This window comes from Leifsonia sp. PS1209 (genome assembly GCF_012317045.1).
Taxonomy (GTDB): domain Bacteria; phylum Actinomycetota; class Actinomycetes; order Actinomycetales; family Microbacteriaceae; genus Leifsonia.
Map to the genome: position 1 here is coordinate 3232897 of NZ_CP051154.1, position 24540 is coordinate 3257436.

Below are 24540 nucleotides of genomic sequence, written 5' to 3' on the forward strand. Positions count from 1 at the left end.
TACGAGCGGCCGCTCCCTCCTCCACACTCCCTACTGAATGCCCTCGCGCACGAACTGCCACTGCTGGTTCGTGGCGCCCGTCGCCGCGTTCTGCTGGGCGGCGGCGCCGTTCGCCGTGGACGAGCCGGCGATCTCCAGGGGCTTGCCGCTGTTCGCGTTGGTCAGCGTCCAGTAGCCGCCGCTGGTCGTGAGGTTCCAGTTCTGGGTGGCGTTCCCGGTCGGACCCCACTGCCCGGCCTGCACCGCGTTGCCCGTCTGCGCACCCGGGATCTCCAGCAGCTTGCCGCTGTTGTCGTTGAACAGCTGCGTGCTTCCCGTCACCGGGTGGACGTTCCAGATCTGGGTGGGGTTCGCGGTGTCCGCCCACTGGCCGGCCAGCGCGCCGTCAGTGGTGAGCGCCGAGGCGATCTCCAGCAACTTGCCGCTGTTGCGGTTCACGATCCGGAACTGCGAGTCGAGCTGCGTGCTCGGCTGGTAGACCTGCAGCTGGTCGAGTTCCGCGTACGACGTCCCCTTGCTGAACGCGATCGTGTTGGCGCCCGCATTCAGCGTCACCGTCTTCTGCGCCCAGCCGAAGCGGCCCCAGTCGACCGTCGCCGGATAGCTGATGCTCGACGCCGTCCCACCGTTCACCGAGACGTTGTGCGTGCTCGCCGCACCTGTGCCGTTGTCGTACCGCACGTTGAGCGTGTACGAGCCCGCGCTCGGAACGCGCACCGTGAACGTGACGGCACTCGTGCTGTTGTTGATGTTGCCGACCTTGCTCCCGTTGGCGGCGTTCACATCGGTCACCAGCGAGGTGTCGGACGTGCGTGCCGCCTTCTCCGCCTCGTACTGCTGCGCATCCAGCGGGATCGAACCCACGCGGATGTCGTTGTACGTGGTCGCCGCGTTCTCCACGTTCGTCGCCTGGTAGAGCGTGCGCCCGTCGACGCTGGTGTCGAAGCTCTGCGCGAACCCGGAGAATGTGCCGCCCGCCGTGTCGGTCGAGTCGTAGGTGACCGCCATCGGCAGCCGCTCCCACGGTCCGGCACCCAGGTTGTAGTTGACGTAGAAGTCCTGGCCGCCGCTGATGTTCCCCGAGGCGTCGAGACCCCACTTGGATGCGACGACCACCATCCCCTTCGGGCCGCCGGTCGGCACCCACTTCACGTACGGGGACGAGCCGATCCCGCGCCCGTTGGCGAGGGCGATCTGCGTGCCGATGCTCGTGCTGGGCGACCAGGTGACCCCATCCGGAGAGATCTTGAAGTACACCGGCGCCGTGTTGTTGGTCTGGCTCGGCCGGTTGACGACCTCGAACGTGGCGAGGTAGCGGCCGTCCGGCAGCTTCGTCACCGTGATCATGCCCGGGCGGTCGCTCTGGTTGGTCGGCGCGGACACGTTGCCGAGCGCACCCCAGGTGAGGCCGCCGTCGCTGGACTCACGGTACGAGACCGCCTGCAGCACGCCGTTCGCCTTCTGCCGCTCGTCCGAGAAGTACGCGGCGAGCTTGCCGTTTCCGTCGACGATCAGCGACGGCTCCCACACCGTCGTGGTGGTGGAGGTGGGAGACGGGTCGTACGTCGCGGGGCCGCCGGTGTCGATGGTGCTGAGATACGACCAGGTGGCTCCGTGGTCAGCGCTCTTGTAGACGACGAGCCTGCTGCTCGACCGGTCCGTGGGCATGATCATGCCGGAGAGCAGGATCGTGCCGGCCGGGAGGTTGCCGACCTGCTGGGGCAGCTCGTAGAGGAACGGCTGCGACGTGCGCGCGAGCGTCGGGAAGTCGTTGTTCGGGACGACGTCGGTGAGGTGCGTCCACGTCGTCCCGTTATCGGTGCTCCGGTAGATCGGGTACACCTGCTTGCCGCCGACGAGCACCAGCTGGTCGTAGGTGACGAGCTGGGTGCCGTTGGATGTTCCGCTGTTCTTCAGGACGATGTTCTTGGCGTAGGTGGTTCCCGCCGCGCGTCCGCCCTCCGGATTGAAGGACGTCCCGGCCGCGGGCGAGTACACCAGCGCGCCGTTGCCTGTCGTGACGGCCTCGGCGGGAGGGGCGATCGCCGCCTGGGCGAACACGGCGACTGCTGCCGCGGTGAGAGCTGCCGCCAGCATCCGGCGGCGGAAGGTTCGCGGCTGGGCCGCTCCCCCGGTGGATCCGATCATCGTGTGTCTCCGATCTGAGAGTTCGCGTCGCGGGAATCCGTGGCGCAGTGCCGACGCGGTCCGCGCCGTCACGCCTGAGGGGGTAAGCGTGCTGGGGGTGGGAGGTTCTACCGGTGGGGAGGTTCTACGGGTGGGAAGGGTCTAAGCGGTGACCGGGTTCTGTGGGGTGAGCAGGATCTCCGTCCAGGAGACGGCGGGCAGGTCGATCCGCAGGACGCCCCCGTCCGTGCTGACGGTGGTGTTGTCGGCGAGGGCGACGCGTTCCGGGTTCTCGCGGTTGTTGGAGGCTGTGATGTCCGCGTCGCTCAGCGTGCGTGCGGTGACCGCGTATGTGCCGGGGTGCGCGCGGGACGGGAGGTCGATCTCGAGGGAGGTCCCGGCATCCACGGCCCGGTTGACGACGTAGACCGCGATGCTGCCCGTGCTCTCGTCGAGGCTCGCGACGGCGTCGACGAGCGGCACGTCTCCGAAACGCTCGGTCGGGTAGCTGTCGCTCACCGGGGTCACGTCGAGGGCGATGCCGGTGGCGTTGGCCGCCGTCGCCGCGAACGGGAAGAAGGTGGTCTGGCGCCAGGATGCGCCACCCGGCTCCGTCATGATCGGCGCGATCACGTTGACGAGCTGGGCGAGGGAGGCGCTGGTCACCCGGTCGGCGTGCTTCAGCAGGGTGATGAGCAGGCTGCCGAACACCACAGCATCCGCCACCGTGTACTCGTCCTCGAGCAGGCGGGGCGCAATCGGCCAGTTGTCGACGCCGGTGATCTTGTCGACGTTCTCGTAGCGGCTGTTGTACCAGATGTTCCACTCGTCGAACGAGATGTTGATCGTCTTGTCGCTGCCGCGCACCGCCTTGACGTGGTCGGCGGTGGCGGTGACGCTGCGGATGAAGTGGTCCATGTCGATCCCGGATGCGAGGAAGCTCGCCAGGTCGCCGGTGTTCTCGTAGTACGCGTGGCAGGAGATGTAGTCGACCGCGTCGTACGCGTGGGTGAGCACGACGCGCTCCCACTCGGCGAACGTCGGCATCGACGAACTCGACGAGCCGCAGATCACCAGCTCCAGGTCGGGGTCGAACGCCTTCATCGCGCGTGCCGTCTGGGCGGCGACCTTGCCGTAGTCGTCGGCGGAGCGGTGTCCGAGCTGCCACGGGCCGTCCATCTCGTTGCCGAGGCACCAGATGCGCACGTCGAACGGCTCCGCGCGTCCGTTCGCCGCCCTCCGGTCCGCGCGCGCCGTGCCCTGCGCGAGGTTGGCGTACTCGAGCAGTTCCAGCGCCTCCGGCGTTCCCCGGGTGCCGAGGTTCACGGCGAGCATGAGCTCGCTGCCCACGGCGTCCAGCCAGCGCTGGAACTCGTGCAGGCCCACCTCGTTCGTCTCGGTGGTGTGCCAGGCCAGGTCGAGCCTGGTCGGCCGTTCCTCCCGCGGGCCGACACTGTCCTCCCAGTTGAAGCCGGAGACGAAGTTGCCTCCCGGGTACCGGATGGCGGTGACGCCGAGCTCCTTGACGAGGTCGATGACGTCGGTGCGGAAGCCGTCGCCGTCGGCCAGCGGGTGGCCCGGCTCGTAGATGCCGTCGTAGACCGAGCGGCCGAGGTGCTCGACGAACGAGCCGAACAGCCGAGGGTTGATGGCGCCGATCCTGGCCGACGTGTTGATGGTGAGGTGTGCGATGTGCATGGATGTGTTCCGTTACGGGTTCGGCGTGAGGCGGCTGGCGGGCAGGTCGGACAGGGCGGACAGGGCGGACGTGGCGTGGTGCCGATAGCGGTCGGCGACCGGGTTCCGGGAGCGGAGGAGACCGTCGCCGGTCTCGACGAGGTCGTAGAGGCCCATCGTGAGCAGGTGGTCGGCGCGCGGGTTCTCACTGTGCCGCCAGGTCCACTCGTACATGTCGAAGAGAGGCCACCAGGTGTATCCGACGATGTCCGTCCCCTCCGCGCGCATCCGGTGCACGAGCGCGACGGAGTCGTCGAGCCAGGCGATGCGTTCCTCGACGCTGCCGGTGACGCAGGTCTCGGTGACCATGACGGGCGCTCCGTACCGGTCGGCGTACGACTGCAGCGCATCCCGGAGCCCGGCGGCGCCCCTGTCGACCGATGGCCGGGGGTCGGCGAAGCCGCCCGCGTGGTGCACGCCCGCCTCGAACAGCTCGGTGGAGTGGCGCGGGTAGTAGTTGACGCCCATCACATCCGGCTGCACGGTGTGCTCAGCGAACCAGGCGAGGTCGTCGTCGCTCAGCCCGTTGGCGCGGAGGCCGGCGGCCAGCGGATGGCCGTCGTCCACCCGGCCCGTGACGAGGTCCTCCACCAGGTGCACCTGCTCCGAGAGCCGCGCAGCCTCCTCCGCGTGCTCGGGGGCCGTGTCCGCGCCGACGAACGTCATCGCGGCATCCACGTGGACGAAGGATGCGCCGGGCAGCACCTCTGCGATGCCGCGCTGCGTGTGCACGAAGCCGCGCGCGAGGTTGGCCGCGATGGTGGTGAAGCCGCGCGCACCGGAGAGGTACGGAGGCCAGTACGCGTACTCGCCGGCGAACAGCGCATGGATCACCGGCTCGTTCACCGGCGTGTAGTCCTGTGCGACGTCGGCGTAGCGCTCGGCGAACCGGACGGCGTACTCGGCGACGTGCTGCGGATAGTCCGGATGCGCGAACTGGTCGTCCAGCCAGGTCGGCGTGCCGTAGTGCAGCAGGTCGACGATCGGGCGCAGCCCGGCGTCCGCCATGCTCGCCAGCGCACGGTCGGTCCACGACCAGTCCCAGCGTCCTGGCTCCGGTGCGACGCGGTACCAGGGCACGCCCCAGCGCAGCAGCTCAGCACCGACCCCGGCCGCGAGCCGGAAGTCGTCGTCGAACCGTTCGTAGTGCTCTGTCAGCTCGTATTCGTCGATGGCGCGCTCGCCCGGCCGCGTCTGCGGCACGAAGGTGTCCTCGATGCCGAGCGCGAAACGCAGGCGGCCGTCCTCGAACCAGCGAGGGGTCTGTCGGGTCATGCCGGTCACTTCAATCCGGTTGTCGCGACCGATTCGATGAACCGGCGCTGGACGATCAGGAACAGGATGGCGAGGGGCAGCACCGCGATCAGCGAGCCGGCCATCATCGTGCCGTACGGGATGATCCCGCTCGGCCCGGTCAGCAGCGTGAGCCCCGAGGTGACGGTTCCCATCTCCGGCGTCGTCGTGAAGACCAGCGGCCAGAGCAGGTCGTTCCAGTTGTTCACGAAGGTGAAGATGCCGAGCGTGAGCAGGGCGGGAAGCGCGTTCGGCAGCACGACGCTGCGGAACACCCGGAACTCGCTCGCGCCGTCGATGCGCGCCGCGTTGTCGAGGTCGCGCGGGAGGGCGATGAAGAACTGGCGGAGGAAGAAGATCCCGAACGCGTCCGCTGCGCGCGGCAGGATGAGCCCGGCGAACGTGTTCACCAGCCCGAGGTTGCCGACCAGCTGGTAGATCGGGATGAGCGTCGCCTGGAACGGGATCATCAGGCTCGCGACGATCACGATCAGGAGCACCCTGTTCCCGCGGAAGTCCAGCCGCGCCAGGGCGTACGCCGCCAGCGAGTCGAAGACGAGGGCGAACAGCGTCACCCCTCCCGCGAACACGAAGCTGTTCAGGAACAGCCTCGCGAACGGCAGGTCGGCGAAGATGCGCGTGAAGTTGTCGAGCGTCCAGGCGCCCGGCGCGAGCGTCGGAGGGTACGCGTTGATCTCGGAGGACGGCTTGAACGCCGTGAAGACGATGACGATCACGGGCAGCAGCACGATCAGCGTCAGCGCGAGCACTGCCGCGAACAGCAGCCACCTGGATGCGCGCTTGCCGACGCGCAGGCCGGGCCGCGTGAGCGTCCCCCGTCGGTTCTGGATGGTCGAAGTGGTCATCAGCTGAGGTCCTTTTCACGACGGCCGAAGAAGCGGAACTGCACCAGGCTGAGGATCAGCGTCGCCAGCAGCAGCACGTACGACAGGGCGGACGCGAGGCCGAGGTCGAGCTTCTTGAAGCCCTCCTGGTAGATCTCCATGACGACGGTCTGGGTGCTGCGGTACGGGCCGCCTCCCGTCATCACGTAGATCTGGTCGAACGCCTGCAGCGCGGCGATCATGGCGAAGATCACGACGAAGGCGAGCGTGTTGCTCAGCTGCGGCAGCGTGATGTTGGTGAACCGCTTCCAGGCGCCCGCACCGTCGATGCGGGCCGCCTCGTACAGGCTCACCGGGATCTCCTGCAGTCCGGCGATGAAGATCACCATGTAGAAGCCGAAGCTCTTCCACACGGCCACCAGCACGACCGTCGGCATGGCGAGCACGGGATCCTGCAGGACGTTGCCGAGCTGGATGCCGACCGACCGCAACCAGAAGTTGAGGAGCCCGACCTGCGGGTCGAGCAGGTACGACCAGGCGAAGGCGGCGACCGCGAGCGAGACGATGAACGGCACGAACAGCGCCGTGCGGAAGAACCCGCGCCCGGCCAGCCGGGGGTTGTTGAGCAGCAGCGCGAGGGCGAGCGCCCCGATCAGCGCGGTCGGCGTGAACAGCACCGCGTAGAGCGCGGTGGTCGACAGCGTGCCCAGGATGCTCGGGTTCGTGAAGATCTCGACGTAGTTGCCGAAGCCCACCCACTGCTCCGGCCCGAACCCGCTGCTGTCGGTGAACGACGTGCGGAGCGCCGAGAGCATCGGCCAGGCGACGAAGGCGGTGAGGATGATCAGTGCCGGCAGCAGGAAGATCAGCGCGATGCGGGCCGATCCCTTGCGCGTCCTGATCGGTCCGCGACCCCCGAGGGGCGCCGGAGGCCGGTAGGCCCGTTTGGGTGGTCTGACGGTCGTTGTCATGGTGTCTCCACAGCGGTAGCCGCCGCGCCGGACGGGCGGCGGCTACCGGGTTGTCGGAACTGCTCTGTTAGGTGCTCAGCGCCTATTTGCTCAGCGCTTGGGTGACCTTGGTGGACGCCGCGCTCAGCAGGTCGCTGGGGTCTCCCCCCGCGAGCGACTTCTGCGTCGCCTCGTCGACCGCCGAGAGCACATCCACGCTGTTGGCGACGCCGGGCAGCAGCGGACGGGCGGTTCCCGAGATGGCCGTCAGCGCCGCGACCACCGGGTTCGACGACACGTCGGAGGCGGGGATGTCGGTGCGCAGGGGCGGCCAGCCGGAGCCGAGGGACCACTTGGTCGCGACCTCTTTGGTGAAGAAGTAGTCGAAGAACTTCTTGGCCGCAGCCTGCTTGGTCGAGTCGGCCTGCGCGGTCACGGCCGCACTGATGCCGATCGCCGACGCCGCCTGCTCCTTCGGGCCGGCGGGGATGCCCGCGATACCCCAGTCGATCTTCGCGTCTGCTGCGACCCCTGCCATCCACGGGCCGCCGATCTCCATCGCGGCCTTGCCGGAGCTGAACAGCTTGTCGGACGCGACGCCGTCGAGTCCGGTGGGCGAGATGTGCCCGGTGGTGACCGCGTTCGACCAGAACTTCAGGGTCTCCACGTTGGCGGCGGAGTCGACGACGGACTTGCCGCTCTTCACGATGTCTCCGCCGTTGCCGTAGAACAGGCTGGCCCAGACGCCGTTGCCGACGGTGGCGTGGTCGGGCAGCGCGAGGCCGTACTGCTCCGGCGTGCCGTCGCCGTTCTCGTCGACGGTCAGCTTCTTGGCATCGGCGACCCACTCGTCCCAGGTGGTCGGGAAGGTGGTGATGCCGGCTTTCTCGAACAGGCCCTTGTTGTAGATGACGGAGAGCGGGACGAAGCCGGTCGGCACGCCGAAGTACGACCCGTCGACCTTCTCCATCTCGACGGCGCGCGGATTGAGGTTGGCGCTCTTGATGCTGTCGGACGCGTAGAAGTCGTCGAGCTTCGCGAACGCGCCCTTGCTGGCGTAGACGGGGAGGTTCTCTGCGGGGAGGGCGACGATGTCCGGGCCCTTCTTCGCGCTGAGCGCCGGGAGGAGGGTGTCGCCGATGACGGCCCAGGTCTTGGTGGTGGTCTTGATCGTGATGTTCTTCTGCGACTTATTGAAGTCGTCGACGATCTGATCGAGGACCTTGCCGTCTGCCTCGGTGTATCCGTGCCAGAAGGTCAGATCGACGTGGGAGGAGGACGATGAGCCGGTGCCGGAGCCTGAGCAGCCCGCCAGCGCGACGGCCGCCCCCGCCGCGAGCGCGACGGCCGCGATGAGTTTCTTCATTGAATGCCTCTCAGAGTGACCGACGACGGCGTCGATCCACGGGTTTTTACAACGTTGAATTTTCAACGTTGTATCGGATTATAGAAAGAACCATTTCCGGATGTCAACGTTCGGTATCGTTAGCGTCTCACGCCCTCGATGGCGCGACCGACGAATGGAGTCGCCGAATGCTCGTCAGACACCGCGATGCCGAACCCTCGATCGACCCCGCCGCCTTCGTGGCGTCGACGGCCGTCATCGTGGGGAACGTCCGGATCGCGGCGGGAGCCCGCATCCTGCACGGCGCGGTGATCAGCGCAGAAGACGGCGAGGTCGTCATCGGCGAGGACGCCGTCGTCATGGAGCACGCCGTCATCCGGGGCAGGGCCGAGCATCCCGCGCTGGTCGGCGCCGCCGTGATGGTCGGGCCGCACGCGCACATCAACGGGAGCACGGTGGGCGACGAGGCGTTCATCGCGACCGGCGCGGCGCTCTTCCCCGGCAGCAGCGTCGGCGCAGGAGCCGAGGTCCGCATCCACGGCGTCGTGCAGGTCAACACGACGCTGCAGCCCGGCGCCGTCGTCCCGATCGGCTGGGTCGCCGTCGGAGACCCGGCGGTCATCCTCCCTCCGGATCGTCACGACGAGATCTGGGCGATCCAGCGCGAACTGGACTTCACCGGAACGGTCTACGGTGTGGGGCCGGATGCGGGGATGCGGACGATCATGCGGAAGCAATCCGATTTCTACGGCGCGCACGTCGCCGACCAGGCCGTCGACCCGCACTGACCCCGTCCGTCAGCTGCTGTGGGCCGTGGTGACGGCCGACATCGACAGGGTGGACTCCCTGGCGACCGTGGTGAACGGCACCTCGATCATCCTGGGCGCCCCGATGTGCCCGTCACGGTCGCCGATGCGCTCGATGAGTGCTGCGACGGCGCGCTCGGCGATGTCGGCGCGGCCGGGGTCGATGGTGCTCAGGCTCGGCATCGCGAACTGACCTTCGATGAGGTTGTCGAACCCGATCACCGCGACGTCGTCCGGCACCCGCACGTTGTCCTGGTGCAGCACGCGCAGCGCTCCGAGGGCCAGCTCGTCGTTGAGTGCGAAGATCGCGTCGAACGGTGTGCCGGAGTCCAGCAGCTCGCGCGTCGCTGCCGCGCCGTCCGTGCGGTGCCAGCCCTCGCGGAACACGACCAGCTCGTCTCCGGTGTCGATGCCGGCGTCCGCGAGCGCCCGACGGTACCCCTCCAGCCGCAGGGACGCGGAGCCGACCCGCTCGGCGACGTGCGCGCCGAGCACGGCGATGCGCCGCCGGCCGGAGTCGATGAGGTGCGCGGTGGCCGCATACCCGCCATTGACGTTCTGCATGACGACGTGATCGGTCGGGCCACCGAAGATGCGCTCGCCGAGCAGCACCAGCGGGTAGTCGACGTTCAGGGAGTCCGCGTCGTCGGTCGACATGCCGAGCGGGGAGAACAGCAGGCCGTCGAGCATGGACAGCCGCGACCCGCGCAGCAGCTCGAGTTCCGCATCCCGGTCGCCGCCCGTCTGCTCGATCAGGGTGACGAAGCCGAGCTTGCGTGACGCCTCGAGCACGGCATCCGCCAGCTCGGCGAAGTAGCTGAAGCTGAGGGACGGGACGGCCAGACCGATCACGCCGGTGCGGCCCGCCCGCAGATTCCGTGCGGCCAGATTCGGCTGATAGCCGAGCTCCTCGATGGCGGAGAGGACGCGCTCCCTCGTCGACGCCTTGACGAACTCGTACCCGTTGACGACGTTGGACACGGTCTTCACGGAGACACCGGCCGCCCCGGCGACATCCTTCAGCGTCGCGACCACCTGGCGCCTCCCTCGACGGATTTACAACGTTGCTAGCTTCGCACACGTTGCCGTCACGACGTCAAGGATCGCTCGATTCGGCCTCTCAGCGCGCCGCCCGGGGCCCCCGGTCAGACACCGGGTGTATTCACCCAGTGTCTGACCGCTCCCCCCAACACGGCGCGACGCGCATGCGCCACCCGAGACGTAGCGCCATCGGTGCCAGAGTGGCGAAGCCGAATAAGCCACTCCCCCTTAACGTACGAACTCTCCACGGCGAGCGAAATGCCACTTTGGTCGCATATCCGGCGGCGCGGTCGGCAAAGATGTGACTTTGGTCGTACGCTCCGGCATCGTGCTGCGGGCCGCGGCATACGCATGATGAGCGGGTGACCCGAACCATCGGGGTCCGCGCAGAGGCGAGCGGGCCCCTCTCCGTCCTGCGTACCCTCTGCTGGTCGTACACCGAAGCACGGCCCATCGTGCTGTGGGTGTTCAACCTGCGGTTCCTGGTGGGCGGGATGCTGGCGTTCGGCGGGGATATCCCGGTCCTCAAAGCAGTGGTCGGGGGCGCGTCGTGGTTCCTGGCCGTGTGGGTGGTCTACCTCGTGAACGGCATCAGCGACATCGCGGGAGACCGGGCGAACGGATCGCATCGGCCACTCGCGTCCGGAGCGCTCACGACGAACGCGGCCGGCTCGTGGTGCGTGGTGCTCGCCGTCGCGTCGCTGACGATCGCCGTGCACGTCACGCTGGTGTTCGTGCTGCTCGTCGTCCTGATGCTGACCCTCGGCCTCGCGTACTCGCTCGGTGCTCACGCCGCGAAGAAGTGGGCGGTACCCGCCCTGGCGGTGGCCGCATCCGGTGGCCTGCTCACCTACCTGGCCGGAGCGGAGGCGTTCCACGGCACCATCCCATCGGCCGTGCCGGTGTTCGCGGTGGTGATGGCGCTGTGGATCGCGGTGGTCGGGCACGCGAAAGACTTCGGCGACGCCGTCGGGGACAGGATCGCCGGGCGGCGGACGCTGCCGATCGTGCTGGGCGAGCGGGCCGCGCGGCTGGCCGTCGCCACCGGGTCGGCGGCGATCGGCGGGCTGGGCGTGCTGGCCGCCGCGCTCAATCCCGCTCTGCTGTCGCTGGCCGCGCTCGGCCCGTGCGCCGTCGCCGTCAGCGGCCTGTCGATCGCCGGACGCGGACAGGACCGGCGCGCGCAGCGGCGGCCGTATCGCGCATTCATGGTGTCTCAGTACACGGTCAACCTGCTCGCCGTGGGCCTGGCGGCCACGCCGTGATAGAAAGCACAGGATGACTACGAGACCGATCGACGCCGACCTCGCCGGGGCGCGCGCCGCCGTCGTGGAGCGCGTGACCAGCGCTCTGCGTTCGGCGGACAGCGTGCTCGTCTCCGACTCGTACATCGAGGCCGAGTTCGTGGCGCAGGTGCAGCGCATCCTCGCGCAGACCTTCTCGCGGCTCGGGCTGCTACTGCCCTCCGAGCCGCGGCAGGCGTCGCGCGGCGCGGAGGTGGGCGAGCAGCGGGCCCGCCAGAACGTGCATCCGGTGGACAGCCTCAAGGCGGCGACGCTGCTGTTCGACGAGGCGCTCAGCGTGCTGGTGCATGCGGTGGGCCACCTGGTGGGGAACGACGAGATCGCCAGGGCGCTCAACGCATCCATCATGGGCAACGTCATCCCCGCCTCCGTCGCATACGTGAACGTGCTGCTGGAACGGCTCGCCGTCGCGCACAGCGAGGAGCGGCTCGGCATCTCCCGCGAGCTGCACGACAGGGTCGCACACAGCATCGCGGCCGGGATGCAGCGCGTCGACCTCAGCGGCCTCTCCGACCCGGAGGGCAGCGCCGCCCAGGCCAGGCTGGCGGAGGGCATGGCCCTGTTCGACGGCGCGCTCGACGAGACGAGGGCCATCGCCAGGGATCTGCGGCACTTCGTGGGAGACAAGCGGCTCGACGAAGCGCTCGACGACTACGTCGCCGACCTCGACGAGGCCGGGCCTCCGGTGATCGTCGAGCTCGACGGGCAGCCGTTCCGGCTCGGCACCGGAACGCAGGAGGAGGCGTTCATCATCGTGCGCGAGGCCATCCACAACGCCCGCCGCCACTCCGACGCCGACAGTATCGTCGTGCGTTCCACCTGGCGGCCGGAGAGCGTGCTGCTGTCGGTGCGCGACGACGGTCACGGCTTCGAGCACGACAGGATCCGCTCGGGCGCGCTCGGGCTGGTCGCCGCGCAGGAGCGCGCGGAGCTCATCGGAGCCGACCTCACCATCGACCCCGGCCCCGGCGTCGGCACGAGGGTCGAGCTCACCATCCCCGTTCAGGAGGCCGGCCTATGACGGCGGAACGTCGCAGCATCGTGATCATCGACGACCACAGCCTGTTCCGGCAGGGCATCCGGGCGCTGCTGGAGAGCGCGTTCGACATCGTCGGAGAGGGCGGAACGAGCTACGACGCTCTCCGGCTCGTCGCAGACAGCGCGCCCGACGTGCTCCTGCTCGACGTCGAGCTGCCCGGCATCCCCGCCGAGCAGACCATCACGCGCATCCGGAGGGACCACCCCCAGGTGGCGGTGGTCGTGCTCACCATGCACAACGACGTCGCCCTGGAACGGCAACTGCTGCGCGCGGGGGCGAGTCACTACGTCACCAAGAAGATCAGCGGGGAGGACCTCTCGATGATCGTCTCCGGCGCGCGACCCGCGCCAGCCACCCCGCATCCGGCGGGAGACGACGTGGATGCGGGCGGCAACGCCATCCTGACCAGCCGCGAACTCGAGGTGCTCCGGATGATCGCGCAGGCGTACACGAACCGCGACATCAGCCTGCAGCTGCACATCGCGGAGGGCACCGTGAAGCGCCACACCACGAACATGTACCTCAAGCTCGGCGCCACCTCCCGCATCGACGCCGTGCGCAAGGCGGCCCGACTCGGCCTGCTCGACGGCCCCGCTCCATACGCGCCCTGAGGTCGGCCAGCAGCGTCCCTGACGTCCCTCTGTCGCCCGCGTCCGTCATCCGCTTCCGCCGCCGGATGCGCCGCGACCCGGTGACAGGACCGGCCGCGTCCCGTAGCCTCGACAGCATGACGGAGCCGTCAGCAGCCGCGTCAGTCACGTCCGCCTCCCCACCGGCGGGCGGCACCCGCACGTTCATGCAGGTGCTCGTCAACACGATGATCGCCAACGTCACGACGAGCTTCCTCTGGTTCGCACTCACGTTCTGGGTGTACCTGGAGACGCGCTCCGTGCTCGCGACCGGCATCGTCGGCGGTGCGTACATGCTGCTGGTCGCCGTGTTCTCCATCCTGTTCGGCTCGATCGTCGACCGCTACCGCAAGCACGCCGTGATGGTGGTGGCGAGCGCCGTCACGCTGGTGTCGTTCTGCATCGCCGGGGTCTTCTACCTGCTCTACCCCGAGTCGACGCTGCTCGACCTCGGCGGGCCGATGTTCTGGGTGTTCGCCGGCATCATCCTGTTCGGGTCGGTGATCGAGAACATGCGCAACATCGCGCTGTCGACCACGGTGACCCTGCTCATCCCGGTGGAGCGCCACGCCAACGCCAACGGACTGGTCGGCACGGTGCAGGGGCTCGCCTTCATCGTCACCAGCGTGTTCAGCGGTCTGGCCATCGGGATGCTCGGGATGGGCTGGACGCTCGTCATCGCCATCGCGGTCACCGGGCTGGCGCTGCTGCACCTGCTGTTCCTGCGCATCCCGGAGGACGCACCGCACGCGGACGGGGAGAAGCCGCCCGGCATCGACCTCCGCGGCAGCATCGCGGCGATCCGCAGCGCGCCCGGCCTGTTCGCGCTGATCGTGTTCTCCACGTTCAACAACCTGATCGGCGGCGTCTATCTGGCGCTGATGGACCCGTACGGGCTCGAACTGTTCCGGGTGGAGGCGTGGGGCATCGTCCTCGCCGTCACGGCGACGGGGTTCATCATCGGCGGCCTGCTGGTCGCGAAGTTCGGGCTGGGCGCGAACCCGATCCGCACGATGCTGCTCGTGGTGATCGCGATGGGGGTCCTGGGCGCGCTGTTCACCATCCGGGAGTGGTGGTGGCTGTACGCGCTCGGCATCTGGCTGTACATGACGCTGATCCCCGTGGTCGAGGCGGCGGAGCAGACGGTGATCCAGAAGGTGGTGACGTTCCGGCGCCAGGGGCGCGTGTTCGGGTTCGCGCAGGCGATGGAGTCCGCCGCCGCGCCGATCACGGCGTTCCTGATCGCGCCGATCGCGCAGTTCGTCATCATCCCGTACATGGCCGGCGACGACGGGCAGGCGACGTGGGGCTGGCTGCTCGGAGAGGGCGACACCCGGGGCATCGCGTTCGTCTTCCTGGTCTCCGGTCTCGTGATGGTGCTGCTCGGGGCAGGGGCGTTCCTCACCCGCTCGTACCGGATGCTCTCCCGGGAATACGAGACGGCCTAGCGAGATACCGGTAACTGCGGCGCATTCCGGGCGTTTCGCGACAGTTAGTGGCGTCTCGCGGTGGAGTCGCGCGGGATGAGGGTGGTCGAGAGTTCGATGCGGGGTGGACGGGAGGGCTCGTCGTCTGGGTGGGTCTGGCGGGTTTGGAAAAGGAGGCCGACGGCGCCGGCTCCCATCTCGGCGACCGGCTGGTGCACCGTGGTGATCGCGGGCGTCGCCCACTCGGCCTCCGGGCCGTCGTCGAAGCCGACGACGCTGAGGTCGCCCGGGATGCTCAGGCCGAGCGAGCGCGCTGCGTCGTACACGCCGAGCGCCATCAGGTCGGAGCAGGCGAAGACGGCAGTGGGCCGGTCGTCGGCCGAGAGCAGCTCGACGGCACGCTCGGCGGCCAGTGGCCTGCTCCAGTCGGCGAACGCGACGGCCGGCTCTGCCACTCCCGCTTCGCGGAGGGCGGAGCGGAAGCCGTCGATCCTGGCCGTGTTGTAGAGGTGGTCTCGTCCGCCGCCGATGACGCCGAAGCTGGTGTGGCCGAGCTCCAGCAGGTGCTCTGCCGCGGTGCGGCCTCCCTCCCAGTTGGTGACGCCGACGCTCGGCACCGGCGCGGCCGGCCTGCTCATCGGCGTGACGAGGACGACGGGGACGCCGCCGGCCGACAGGGCGGCGAGCTGCGCATCCGTCGGATCGACGAGCACGATGACGGCGCCCTGCGACGGCCGCCGGAGCAGGCGGGAGACCCAGTCGCCGTCCCCGCGGGCGATGGTGATGACCACGTCGACGTTGGCGGCGGCGGCTGCCCGTTCCACGCCGACCAGCACCCGGTTGGCCCAGCTGCCGTCGACGTGGTTGACGACCAGGTCGATGAGCGGTGGAGCCTCGGAGGAGACCGGCCTGGCCCGTGGGCGCGGGGCGCCTTTCGCGTATCCGACCTCGCGGATCGCGGACATCACCCTGTCTCGCGTGGCCGGAGAGATGTCCGTTCCGCCCCGCAGGACTTTCGAGACCGTCGGCACGCTCGTGCCGGCAACGGTGGCGACGTCCGACAGGGTCGGCTGCCGCTCCCGTTTCTTCTCTGGGGACATGATCAGAGCATATACATACAATCAACTTGCGCAAGTTTTCGCGATCTGAATCGGTTGCATCCGTTGTATTGACTGTGCGAGGATCGCACCGTCGCTTCGCCCTGAATGCTTCTTTTGCGCAATTTCTTGCACTCCAGGGGCCGGCGGGTCGGCACTCCATCACTCAACGATGACCACCGGCAAAGCTGCCGGGAATGGAGAAGACGATGCCCGGGTTCGACACCCCCCTGACGGTCTCCCGCCGCGGACTGCTCGCCGGCGCCGGAGGAGTCGCCGTTCTCGCCGCGCTCGCGGCGTGCGCACCGGCCGGTGGAGGCGGAGGTGGTTCGGGAGCGATCAAGTTCTGGAACATGCCGTGGGGGAACACCCAGTTCACTCCGCTCGACAAGAAGATCACCCTCGGATACAAGCCGAAGAGCGGGCTCCCCTCCGCAAGCTACCAGGCCGTGCAGTGGGCGAACTTCACCACCACGTTCGCCTCGGCGGTCGCATCCAACACGGGCCCGGCGGTCAGCAGCGGAAGCGGAACGCAGGCGTTCCAGTTCTCGCAGCAGAACCGGATCGCGTACGCGGACCACCTGCTCGAGTCGTGGAAGTCGAACGGCATGTACGACGACTTCCTCCCCGGCCTCCTCGACACGATGAAGACGTCGCGCGGGTACGTCGCCCTCCCGTACAACCTCGACATGCGCGCCCTCTGGTACCGCAAGTCGCTGCTCGAGAAGGCCGGCGTCGAGCCGCCCACCGACTGGCAGTCGTACCTGGACGTCTGCGAGGCGCTCAAGAAGATCGGCATCTTCGGCTACGGGATCGCGGCCGGCGCACAGGGCAACGGCGCGCAGGGCATCGTCGGGCTGATGATCAACAACGGCGGAGGGCTCTTCGACCACGACCAGAAGCCGAACTGCGTGACGCCGCAGAACATCCAGGCGCTCGAGTTCATCGTCGAAATGGTGAAGAAGGGCTACATGGACCCCGGCAGCGTGAGCTACTCCAGCAGCAACGCGCAGGCGCAGTGGAAGAACGACAAGTTCGCGATGGGGTTCGAGGCGCCGTCCCTCGCCCAGATCCTCGGCGGGACGGTCCAGGACGACATGAGAGTCGGCGACCCGCTGGTCAGCGCGAACGGCACCAAGGGCGCGCTCTACTTCCCGAACAACATCATGATGTACAAGAACACCCCCAGCCAGAAGGGCTCCGAGGCGTTCCTGACCTACTACTACCAGAACATGAAGCAGCTCTGGACGACGAGCACCGGAGCCGGCCTCCCCGTGCTGCGCTCGATCGCCGAGACCCCGGAGTTCCGCGCGGATGCGAACGCGGCCAAGATGGTCGATGTCTGGCAGCCCGTCTGCAAGACGTGGGCCGCCCCGGGGAACGACGCGCTCTTCCCCAACGTCGCCCTCGTGGACAGCACCCCGGCCATGTCGACGTTCGCGCAGAGCATCCTCTCGCTCAAGGTCACTCCGAAGGATGCGCTCAGCACCCTGCAGAAGGCCATCACCGCCGGGATGAAGTGAGTGGCGATGTCCACCGAAACTCTGCGGCGATCCGTCGACAGGGCGCGCAGCGGGGTCGGCTCGTCCGGCCGTGGCCGCCCGCCAGGCGCCGGACGTCCCCGCCGCCGCTTCAGCGTCTCCTGGACGCTGCTGCTGTTCGCGCTCCCCTCGCTCATCCTGCTCGTCCTGCTGAACGCCTATCCCGTGGTCTACGCCGCCCTGCAGTCTCTGCGGAACGGCGACCTCATCGACGCGGGCGAGTTCGTCGGCCTGGCCAACTACGTCACGGTGCTGCAGTCGCCCGAGTTCTGGCGGGCGGCGCAGTTCACGGTGGTCTTCACGATCGTCGGCGTCTTCGGCAGCTGGGCGATCGGACTCGCGCTCGCCCTGCTGCTCCGGCCGCGCACCCCGGGCGGCGGCATCTTCAAGGTGCTGCTCCTGCTCCCCTGGGTCGTGCCGATCGTCGTCTCCGCGATGTCCTGGAACTGGCTCGTCGCGACGCCGCAGAGCCCCCTGCCGATGCTGACCAAAGCGCTCGGTCTCGGCGACACCCTGTTCCTCGCCGACCCGACGCTCGCGCAGATCACCGTGTGCATCTTCAAGGTGTGGATCAGCTTCCCGTTCATGATGATGATGATGAGCTCGGCGCTCGCGTCGGTGGACGCCAACGTCTATGAGGCGTCCCGGGTGGATGGCGCAGGGCCCTGGCAGACGTTCCGCCACATCACGCTGCCGATGATCTCGCGCTCCACCTTCATCAGCTGGATCCTGATGACCATCTTCTGCGTCAACGACTTCCCCACGGTCTTCCTCCTCACCGGGGGCGGCCCGCTGCAGTCGACGCAGACGCTCGTCGTGCTCGCGTATTCGACGGTCTTCCAGAACTTCCAGACCGGGCCGGGGGTGGCCATCGCCTTCCTGATGACGCTCGTGCTCGTCGTGATCTCCGTGTTCCTCTACCGACGGATTCGAAAGGTCGACATCTCGTGAGCACCACCACCGCCGAGACGACAGGAGGGCGCATCCAGTGGCTGCGGTTCTCCGCCCTGCTCCTGATCGCCGCTCTCGTGCTCGTTCCGCTCGCCGCCGTGATCTTCCTCTCCCTGCAGCCGGCCTTCGGCAGCAGCACGCAGGGACTCACCCTCGACAACTACGCGACGGTGTTCTCGGAAACCGGGGTCGCCGCCTGGCTGGGCAACAGCGTCCTGGTCGCTCTCATCACCGTCGTCGTCGCGATCGTGGTCGCCGCCCCTGCCGGATACGTCCTGTCTCGCGGACGCGGGCGCCTGGTCTCCGGATACTCGCTCGGCCTGTTCGTGATCCAGTCGCTGCCGGTGATCACCTCGATCATCCCGCTGTTCATCCTGTTCGCGAACCTGGGGCTGGTGGACAGCCTCGGCGGCATCATCATCCTGTACGTGGGCGGCACCCTGGCGGTGGCGACCTGGATGATGGCGGCGTACTTCGACTCCATCCCGATGGCGCTCGAGGAGGCGGCCTGGATGGACGGCTGTTCGGTTTTCACCGGGTTCCTCCGGATCGTCCTCCGCAACTCGCTCCCCGGCATCCTGTCGACGGCGATCTTCTCGTTCCTGCTCTCCTGGAACGACTACCTCGTCGCGGTGATCTTCCTCCGCTCCGAACAGAACTACACACTGCCGATCGGCCTGCAGACCTTCTTCCAGCAGAACGCGACGGACTGGGGGCCGGTGATGACGGTGGCGGTCGTGATGATGGTGCCGCCCATCCTGATCTTCGCCTTCCTGAACCGCTACTTCAGCGTCGGAGGCATCGGCGGGTCGCTGGCGGGTCGCTGAGCCCCACTCCGCCGATGTCGCCAGACTGATGCTGTGGCCGGCGGCCGACGACTCCCGGCCGGCCACCGCGCAGACGTGGGTCATGGATGGAGGCTGGCAGTGAAGGCTGAACAGGTCACGGCACCGGTCACCTGGCACGGGGAAGGGCCGTCGTGGGACCGGGTGGGGCAGCGCCTGCTCGTGGTCGACATGCTCGCCGGCGCCGTCGTCGACCTGGCGTCGTTCGACCGCCCGCGGCGCTACGACGTCGGCAGCCCTGTCGCCGCGGTGATCCGGCGCAGGGCCTCCGGCGGTTTAATCGTGGCGACAGAGCACGGCTTCTCGCTGTTCGATGAGGAGTTCTCCCTCGACCGGCGCCTGCCCGACGTGCTGACCGACCCCGGCATCCGGCTCAACGAGGGAGGCTGCGATCCGTTCGGCCGGTTCTTCTGCGGCTCGATGGCCTACGACGCGACTCCCGGAGCCGCCGCCATCTACCGGCTCGAACCGGACGGAAAGACGTCCGTCGCCCTGACCGGTGCCACCATCTCGAACGGCCTGCAGTGGAGCGCAGACGGGTCGCTCGCTTACTACGTCGACACGGACACCAGGCGGGTGGATGTGTTCGACTACGACGGCGCCGACGGCTCGTTCCACGATCGCCGCCCGCTCGTGACGATCGGCGACGACGTCGCGGGCTCGCCGGACGGCATGACCATCGACGCGGACGGCGGACTCTGGGTGGCCTTCTGGGGAGGAGGCGCCGTGCGACGCTACGACCAGACGGGAGCTCTGACGGCGGTGCTCGACGTGCCAGGCGTCACGAACACCAGCGCCGCCGCCTTCGGTGGGCACGACCTGGACACCCTCTACATCACGTCGTCCAGGCAGCACCTTCCGGACGACGCCGAGCCGCAGGCGGGGGCCGTGTTCGCCGCGCAGCCGGGGGTGCGCGGCGTCGCACTCCCCGACTACGCCGGCTGAATCAGGGCAGCTGGATCGTGCCGTCCACCAGGCGCGGGATGCCCAGCGGGTTCGCCTCCTTCAGGGCGGGCGGCAGCGCAGCATCCGGAGTGTCCTGGTAGGCGACCGGCCGCAGGAACCGCCCGATGGATGCGGTGCCCACCGAAGTGAAGTGCGGCGCCGTCGTCGCCGGGTACGGCCCGCCGTGCTGCTGCGCGTACGTCACGGACACGCCGGTCGGCCAGCCGTTCCAGAGCACGCGGCCCGCCTTCGCGGCGAGCAGCTCGATCAGGTCGCCGACGCTGTCGTCGTCCTCGCCGTGCACCGTCGCGGTGAGCTGGCCGTTCAGGCTGCGCGCGGCGGCGAGCAGCTCGTCGTCCGAGCCGTAGCGGACGAGCAGGGCGGCAGGCCCGAAGTGCTCCTCCAGCAGCTCCTCCGGATGCGCGAGGAAGGTCGCGACGTCTGTGCCGTACACCGTCGGCGTCGGCTGGTCTCCGCGCTCGGCCGACCCGGCGAGGAGGTCGACGCCGTCGCGACCGGCGAGCGGGTCGAGGCTGCCGTAGAAGCCGTCGCGGATCGTGTCGGAGAGCATCGGGCCTCCGTTGCTCGCGCGCACCGCATCCACCACCAGTTGCTGGAGCGCAGACGACTCCGGCACGAACAGGACGCCCGGCTTCGTGCAGAACTGGCCGACGCCGAGCGTCATCGACGCCGCGAAGCCGTCGGCGATCCGCTCCGGCCGGGCCGCAGCGGCCGCCCGCGTCACGAAGACAGGGTTGACGCTGCCGAGCTCGCCGTAGAACGGGATCGGCTCCGGCCGGGATGCTGCCAGGTCGAACAGCGCGCGCCCGCCGGAGAGCGACCCGGTGAAGGTCGCGACGGCGAGCCGCGGGTCGAGCACGAGCGTGCGCCCCTCCTCCCTGCCCTCGACGATCGCGAACGTTCCGCCGGGTGCCCCCGCCTCGTCCAGCGCAGCCAGAATGTGCCCCGCGACCGCCCGGCTGAGCTCCGGATGCGCGGGGTGCGCCTTCAGGACCACCGGCGCTCCCGCCGCGATGGCCGCCGCGGTGTCTCCACCGGCAACGGAGAAGGCGAATGGGAAGTTGCTCGCCGCGTAGACGGCAGCCGGCCCGATCGGGCGGAGCACCCTGCGCAGGTCGGGGCGGGCGCCCATCGGCCAGTCCGGATCGGCGTGGTCGATGGTCGCGTCGAGGTAGCGGCCGTCCTCGACCGTCTGCGCGAACAGGCGCAGCTGGAAGGTGGTGCGCACCAGTTCGCCGGTGAGGCGCTGGGTGGTGAGGTGGCTCTCGCGCCCGGCGAGGTCGACCAGGGCGTCCGCGTCGGCATCCAGCCGGTCGGCGATGGCGCGCAGCCAGGCGGACCGCGCGGCGGGCGCCGAGAGGGCCAGCTGCGGGGCGGCGGCTGCCGCGTCCGTCATGGCGGTCTCGACGTCCACGGTGATCGTGTCCGATGCTGTCATCGCGTTCCCTCCTTCTGGGTGCCGACGAGCGACACCCCGTTGACCAGGCGCCCGACCCCGGTGATGTCGACGGCGACCTCGTCGCCGGGCAGCAGCGTGAAGTCCGCATCCGGCACCACGCCGGTGCCGGTCAGCAGGATCACACCGTCGGGGAAGTCCAGCCCCCGGAACAGCCAGTCGGCGAGGTCGTCGAGCGTGCGCGCCATCTGATCGGTCGACGCAGAGCCGCTGAAGACCGTCTCGCCGCCCCGGCTGATCTCGAGACCGATCGCGAACGGCGCCGCCACCTCCCAGGCCGGGACGATCTCCGGACCCAGCCCGCAGGCGGCGGTGTACACCTTGGCCTGCGGAAGGTAGAGCAGGTTCTCCCCCTCGATCGACCGGCTCGACGCGTCGTCACCCGGCACGTAGCCGAACAGCCCGCCGTGGGCGTCGAGCACGAGGCCGAGCTCCGGCTCCGGCACGTTCCAGGGCGAATCCGCGCGGACGCCGACGTTCCCTCCCGTCCCGATCACCCGCGCGCCCGTCGCCTTGAAGAACAGTTCGGGGCGCTCGGCGGCGTAGACCTTGTCGTACGGTGTCCCGTCGCTCGCCTCCTCGATGCGGCCGTCCCGGCTGCGCAGGTAGGTCACACCGGCGGCCCAGACCTCCTGCTGCGGATCGACAGGCGCGAGCACCCTGGTGGGCACGATGCCGCCACCGGATGCGCGCTCGACGGCGCTGCGCGCATCCGGAGCAGGCAGCCGGAGCAGCTCGGTCAGGGTGAGGCCGAGCGGCGAGTACTCGTCACCGTGGCGGACCGCCCAGACGATCTCGCTGCCGGCCTCCACCCTGGCGATGGCCGTGTGCGCCCGGGCTGTGGCGGTGTTCTCGGTGCTCAATGGGACTCCCTCGTGACCACCGAGCCACTCGACCCGACGAGGAAGTCGAGGTCGGCGCCGGTGTCTGCTCCTTGGACGTGTTCGATGTACAGCTTCTGCCAGCCGCGGTCTGCCCTCGCGAAACCGTCGACCTCGCGCTGGGCGGCGGTTCTGCCCGCCAGCTCCGCCTCGTCGACCAGGAGTTCGAGGCGGCGGTTCGGCACGTCGAGCGAGATCAGGTCGCCGTCCTGCACGAGCGAGAGCGGTCCGCCGGCGGCCGCCTCGGGGGCGACGTGCAGCACGACGGTGCCGTATGCCGTTCCGGACATACGTCCGTCGCTGATCCTGACCATGTCGCGCACGCCCTGCTTCAGCAGCTTCTGCGGGATGGGCATGTTGCCCACCTCCGGCATGCCGGGGTAGCCCTTCGGCCCGCAGCCGCGGAGGACGAGCACGGAGTCCGCATCGACGTCGAGGTCCGGGTCGTCGAGGCGCGCGTGGGCGTCCTCGATGGAGTCGAAGACGACGGCCTTCCCGGTGTGCACCAGCAGCTCGGGGGTCGCGGCGGCCGGCTTGATGATCGCGCCGCGTGGGGCGAGATTGCCGTGCAGGACAGCGATGCCCGCGTCGTCCTGCAGCGGGTCGTCGCGGAGCGTGATCACGCCGCTGTCCCACACCTGGTTGCCGCCGAGGTAGTCGGTGAGCGGACGCCCGGTGACGGTCTGCGCCGCGGGGTCCAGCAGGTCGGTGAGCTGGTCGAGCACGGCGAGGAAGCCTCCGGCGCGGAACAGGTCCTCCATCAGGTATGCGCCCGCCGGCTGCAGGTTGACGAGCAGTGGCACCTGGCCGCCGATCCTGTCGAAGTCCTCCAGGGTGAGATCGATGCCCAGCCGCCCGGCGATCGCCAGCAGGTGCACGACGGCGTTGGTGGATCCCCCGATCCCGGCGAGCGCGACGATCGCGTTGTGGAAGGACTCCTTCGTGATGACCTGCGAGATGCGGCGGTCCTCCAGCGCGAGCTCCACCGCGAGCCTGCCGGACGCGTGAGCGGCTTCGAGCAGGCGGCTGTCCGCGGCCGGAGTGCCCGCGACGCCGGGGATGGTCATGCCGAGCGCCTCGGCCATCAGCCCCATCGTGGATGCGGTGCCCATCGTGTTGCAGTGCCCCTTGCTGCGGATCATCTTCTTGTCCGTCGCCTCGAACTCCGCCTCGCTGAGGGTGCCGGCCCTGACCTCCTCTGAGAGCTGCCAGACACCGGTGCCGCACCCCATCCGCTCCCCGCGGAAGTAGCCGTTCAGCATCGGGCCACCCGGCAGCACGACGGCGGGGATGTCCACCGACGCCGCTCCCATCAGCAGAGCGGGGATCGTCTTGTCGCAGCCGCCGAGCAGCACGGCGGCGTCGATCGGGTTGGCGCGCAGCATCTCCTCGGTGGCCATCGCGGCCAGGTTGCGCCAGAGCATCGCCGTCGGCTTGACCAGCGTCTCCCCCAGTGACACCATCGGCACGTTGACCGGGACGCCGCCCGCCTCCCACACTCCCTGCTTGACGTATTCGGCCACCTCGTTGAGGTGCATGTTGCACGGCGTCAGGTCGCTCGCCGTGTTCGCGATGGCGATCTGCGGCCTCCCGTCGAACGCGTGATCCGGCACGCCTCTGCGCATCCACGCCCGGTGGATGTACGGGTCGCGGCCGTCGCCGCCGTACCAGCCCTGTGATCGGACCATCGAGTGAATCTCCTTCGATTGATGTGCCCTACGGCGTGCCGATTACGAAAGTTTTCCACGTTCGGCCATCCGCCGACGCAGGAGCCGAGGGCCCCTGATCCCGTCCGCTCTGACCTCGTTTTCGCGAAAACTTTCGTTAAATCTACGACTTGTTTCGTCGCGCTCTCAGGCTAGGGATGCGGTCTGAAGGTGTCAAGCGCGCCGACGCAGAGCGCGGCTATCCTGTGCCGATGACCCTTGAACTGTGCGTCCTGCTCTGGGCATCCGACGGCAACGACGACGCCCTCTCCCGCTACGAGGACACCGTCCTCGCACTCGTGCCGGAGCACGGAGGCCGGGTGGTCAGCCGGGTGCGCCGCATCGGCGACGGCGACGCCCCGCTCGAGGTGCAGGTCATCCAGCTGCCGGACGACGCAGCGCTGCAGGCGTACCTGACCGATCCGAGACGGGTGGCGCTGGCCCACGTGCACCGCGAGGCCGTGGCCCGCACCGAGCTGATCCGGGTGGAGACACTGGTCTAGGCCGTTGCCTCCCGGGCCCGCCAACGGGAAAGAGGGATATACTGTCCTCAA

21 protein-coding genes are annotated in these 24540 nt (G+C 68.9%); 10 read left to right on the top strand and 11 right to left on the bottom strand.

Annotation, left to right across the window (positions count from 1 at the left end; all coding sequences use genetic code 11):
- Nucleotides 1–30: 30 nt before the first annotated feature.
- The 6 genes from HF024_RS15390 to HF024_RS15415 all read right to left on the bottom strand — a co-directional run bounded on the left by HF024_RS15390 (nucleotide 31) and on the right by HF024_RS15415 (nucleotide 8318).
- On the bottom strand, nucleotides 31–2148 hold the full coding sequence (locus tag HF024_RS15390) for an RICIN domain-containing protein (protein ID WP_247597141.1): 2118 nt from the start codon (nucleotides 2146–2148) through the stop codon (nucleotides 31–33).
- Nucleotides 2149–2289: 141 nt separating this feature from the next.
- Complete coding sequence (locus HF024_RS15395) at nucleotides 2290–3825, bottom strand: alpha-N-arabinofuranosidase (protein ID WP_168690109.1); 1536 nt, start codon at nucleotides 3823–3825, stop codon at nucleotides 2290–2292.
- A gap of 12 nt (nucleotides 3826–3837) precedes the next feature.
- A complete protein-coding gene (locus HF024_RS15400) occupies nucleotides 3838–5139 on the bottom strand; it encodes a family 1 glycosylhydrolase (protein WP_168690110.1) in 1302 nt (433 codons plus the stop codon).
- Nucleotides 5140–5144: 5 nt separating this feature from the next.
- Nucleotides 5145–6023: a carbohydrate ABC transporter permease gene (locus HF024_RS15405; protein WP_168690111.1), complete on the bottom strand. Its 879-nt coding sequence runs from the start codon at nucleotides 6021–6023 to the stop codon at nucleotides 5145–5147.
- Complete coding sequence (locus HF024_RS15410; RefSeq protein ID WP_085368902.1) at nucleotides 6023–6973, bottom strand: sugar ABC transporter permease; 951 nt, start codon at nucleotides 6971–6973, stop codon at nucleotides 6023–6025. The genes HF024_RS15405 and HF024_RS15410 overlap by 1 nt, the downstream gene beginning before the upstream one ends.
- An 82-nt stretch (nucleotides 6974–7055) precedes the next feature.
- On the bottom strand, nucleotides 7056–8318 hold the full coding sequence (locus HF024_RS15415) for an ABC transporter substrate-binding protein (protein WP_168690112.1): 1263 nt from the start codon (nucleotides 8316–8318) through the stop codon (nucleotides 7056–7058).
- Between the two features lie 167 nt (nucleotides 8319–8485).
- Between HF024_RS15415 and HF024_RS15420 the strand changes: the two genes are divergently transcribed.
- Nucleotides 8486–9085: a gamma carbonic anhydrase family protein gene (locus HF024_RS15420; protein WP_168690113.1), complete on the top strand. Its 600-nt coding sequence runs from the start codon at nucleotides 8486–8488 to the stop codon at nucleotides 9083–9085.
- Nucleotides 9086–9094: 9 nt separating this feature from the next.
- Here HF024_RS15420 and HF024_RS15425 read toward each other — a convergent pair whose 3' ends face one another.
- The gene (locus tag HF024_RS15425) at nucleotides 9095–10138 is read right to left on the bottom strand and encodes a LacI family DNA-binding transcriptional regulator (protein WP_168690114.1); all 1044 of its coding nucleotides are present in this window, start codon (nucleotides 10136–10138) and stop codon (nucleotides 9095–9097) included.
- A 368-nt stretch (nucleotides 10139–10506) separates the two neighbouring features.
- Between HF024_RS15425 and HF024_RS15430 the strand changes: the two genes are divergently transcribed.
- From HF024_RS15430 to HF024_RS15445, 4 genes are all read left to right on the top strand, one after another.
- Nucleotides 10507–11409 (top strand): UbiA family prenyltransferase, encoded by a 903-nt coding sequence (locus HF024_RS15430; protein ID WP_168690115.1) that lies wholly within the window; start codon nucleotides 10507–10509, stop codon nucleotides 11407–11409.
- A 13-nt stretch (nucleotides 11410–11422) separates the two neighbouring features.
- Complete coding sequence (locus tag HF024_RS15435) at nucleotides 11423–12469, top strand: ATP-binding protein (protein ID WP_168690116.1); 1047 nt, start codon at nucleotides 11423–11425, stop codon at nucleotides 12467–12469.
- A complete protein-coding gene (locus HF024_RS15440; protein WP_085368908.1) occupies nucleotides 12466–13098 on the top strand; it encodes a response regulator transcription factor in 633 nt (210 codons plus the stop codon). Before HF024_RS15435 ends, HF024_RS15440 begins: the two co-directional genes overlap by 4 nt.
- A 116-nt stretch (nucleotides 13099–13214) precedes the next feature.
- Nucleotides 13215–14564 carry an MFS transporter gene (locus HF024_RS15445; protein WP_168690117.1) on the top strand — a complete coding sequence of 450 codons (1350 nt, stop codon included), beginning with the start codon at nucleotides 13215–13217 and terminating at the stop codon, nucleotides 14562–14564.
- Nucleotides 14565–14608: 44 nt separating this feature from the next.
- On the opposite strand, the gene HF024_RS15450 is transcribed toward HF024_RS15445, so the two are convergent.
- Nucleotides 14609–15643 (bottom strand): substrate-binding domain-containing protein, encoded by a 1035-nt coding sequence (locus tag HF024_RS15450; RefSeq protein WP_168690118.1) that lies wholly within the window; start codon nucleotides 15641–15643, stop codon nucleotides 14609–14611.
- 206 nt (nucleotides 15644–15849) lie between these two features.
- Between HF024_RS15450 and HF024_RS15455 the strand changes: the two genes are divergently transcribed.
- From HF024_RS15455 to HF024_RS15470, 4 genes are all read left to right on the top strand, one after another.
- On the top strand, nucleotides 15850–17163 hold the full coding sequence (locus HF024_RS15455; RefSeq protein WP_247597142.1) for an extracellular solute-binding protein: 1314 nt from the start codon (nucleotides 15850–15852) through the stop codon (nucleotides 17161–17163).
- Nucleotides 17164–17169: 6 nt separating this feature from the next.
- A complete protein-coding gene (locus HF024_RS15460) occupies nucleotides 17170–18132 on the top strand; it encodes a sugar ABC transporter permease (protein WP_168690120.1) in 963 nt (320 codons plus the stop codon).
- Nucleotides 18129–18959: a carbohydrate ABC transporter permease gene (locus HF024_RS15465; protein WP_247597143.1), complete on the top strand. Its 831-nt coding sequence runs from the start codon at nucleotides 18129–18131 to the stop codon at nucleotides 18957–18959. The genes HF024_RS15460 and HF024_RS15465 overlap by 4 nt, the downstream gene beginning before the upstream one ends.
- A gap of 99 nt (nucleotides 18960–19058) precedes the next feature.
- Complete coding sequence (locus HF024_RS15470; RefSeq protein ID WP_168690121.1) at nucleotides 19059–19922, top strand: SMP-30/gluconolactonase/LRE family protein; 864 nt, start codon at nucleotides 19059–19061, stop codon at nucleotides 19920–19922.
- Nucleotide 19923: 1 nt separating this feature from the next.
- Here HF024_RS15470 and HF024_RS15475 read toward each other — a convergent pair whose 3' ends face one another.
- The 3 genes from HF024_RS15475 to HF024_RS15485 are packed head-to-tail and all read right to left on the bottom strand — an operon-like array spanning nucleotide 19924 to nucleotide 23977.
- Nucleotides 19924–21381 (bottom strand): aldehyde dehydrogenase (NADP(+)), encoded by a 1458-nt coding sequence (locus tag HF024_RS15475; protein WP_168690122.1) that lies wholly within the window; start codon nucleotides 21379–21381, stop codon nucleotides 19924–19926.
- On the bottom strand, nucleotides 21378–22262 hold the full coding sequence (locus HF024_RS15480; RefSeq protein ID WP_247597144.1) for a fumarylacetoacetate hydrolase family protein: 885 nt from the start codon (nucleotides 22260–22262) through the stop codon (nucleotides 21378–21380). Before HF024_RS15480 ends, HF024_RS15475 begins: the two co-directional genes overlap by 4 nt.
- Nucleotides 22259–23977, bottom strand: coding sequence for an IlvD/Edd family dehydratase (locus HF024_RS15485; RefSeq protein WP_281727838.1), 1719 nt, complete (start codon nucleotides 23975–23977; stop codon nucleotides 22259–22261). Before HF024_RS15485 ends, HF024_RS15480 begins: the two co-directional genes overlap by 4 nt.
- Before the next feature lie 221 nt (nucleotides 23978–24198).
- Between HF024_RS15485 and HF024_RS15490 the strand changes: the two genes are divergently transcribed.
- Nucleotides 24199–24489, top strand: a complete 291-nt coding sequence (locus HF024_RS15490; RefSeq protein WP_168690124.1) for a hypothetical protein — start codon at nucleotides 24199–24201, stop codon at nucleotides 24487–24489.
- The last annotated feature ends 51 nt before the right edge of the window (nucleotides 24490–24540 follow it).

Excerpts from the sequence above, each read along its gene's own strand:
- HF024_RS15445 (WP_168690117.1), top strand. The coding sequence starts at position 13,215 with ATGACGGAGCCGTCAGCAGCCGCGTCAGTCACGTCCGCCTCCCCACCG.
- HF024_RS15455 (WP_247597142.1), top strand. The coding sequence starts at position 15,850 with ATGCCCGGGTTCGACACCCCCCTGACGGTCTCCCGCCGCGGACTGCTC.
- HF024_RS15405 (WP_168690111.1), bottom strand. The coding sequence starts at position 6,023 with ATGACCACTTCGACCATCCAGAACCGACGGGGGACGCTCACGCGGCCC.
- HF024_RS15400 (WP_168690110.1), bottom strand. The coding sequence starts at position 5,139 with ATGACCCGACAGACCCCTCGCTGGTTCGAGGACGGCCGCCTGCGTTTC.
- HF024_RS15450 (WP_168690118.1), bottom strand. The coding sequence starts at position 15,643 with ATGTCCCCAGAGAAGAAACGGGAGCGGCAGCCGACCCTGTCGGACGTC.
- HF024_RS15475 (WP_168690122.1), bottom strand. The coding sequence starts at position 21,381 with ATGACAGCATCGGACACGATCACCGTGGACGTCGAGACCGCCATGACG.
- HF024_RS15415 (WP_168690112.1), bottom strand. The coding sequence starts at position 8,318 with ATGAAGAAACTCATCGCGGCCGTCGCGCTCGCGGCGGGGGCGGCCGTC.
- HF024_RS15440 (WP_085368908.1), top strand. The coding sequence starts at position 12,466 with ATGACGGCGGAACGTCGCAGCATCGTGATCATCGACGACCACAGCCTG.
- HF024_RS15435 (WP_168690116.1), top strand. The coding sequence starts at position 11,423 with ATGACTACGAGACCGATCGACGCCGACCTCGCCGGGGCGCGCGCCGCC.
- HF024_RS15460 (WP_168690120.1), top strand. The coding sequence starts at position 17,170 with ATGTCCACCGAAACTCTGCGGCGATCCGTCGACAGGGCGCGCAGCGGG.
- HF024_RS15490 (WP_168690124.1), top strand. The coding sequence starts at position 24,199 with ATGACCCTTGAACTGTGCGTCCTGCTCTGGGCATCCGACGGCAACGAC.
- HF024_RS15410 (WP_085368902.1), bottom strand. The coding sequence starts at position 6,973 with ATGACAACGACCGTCAGACCACCCAAACGGGCCTACCGGCCTCCGGCG.
- HF024_RS15420 (WP_168690113.1), top strand. The coding sequence starts at position 8,486 with ATGCTCGTCAGACACCGCGATGCCGAACCCTCGATCGACCCCGCCGCC.
- HF024_RS15395 (WP_168690109.1), bottom strand. The coding sequence starts at position 3,825 with ATGCACATCGCACACCTCACCATCAACACGTCGGCCAGGATCGGCGCC.
- HF024_RS15390 (WP_247597141.1), bottom strand. The coding sequence starts at position 2,148 with ATGATCGGATCCACCGGGGGAGCGGCCCAGCCGCGAACCTTCCGCCGC.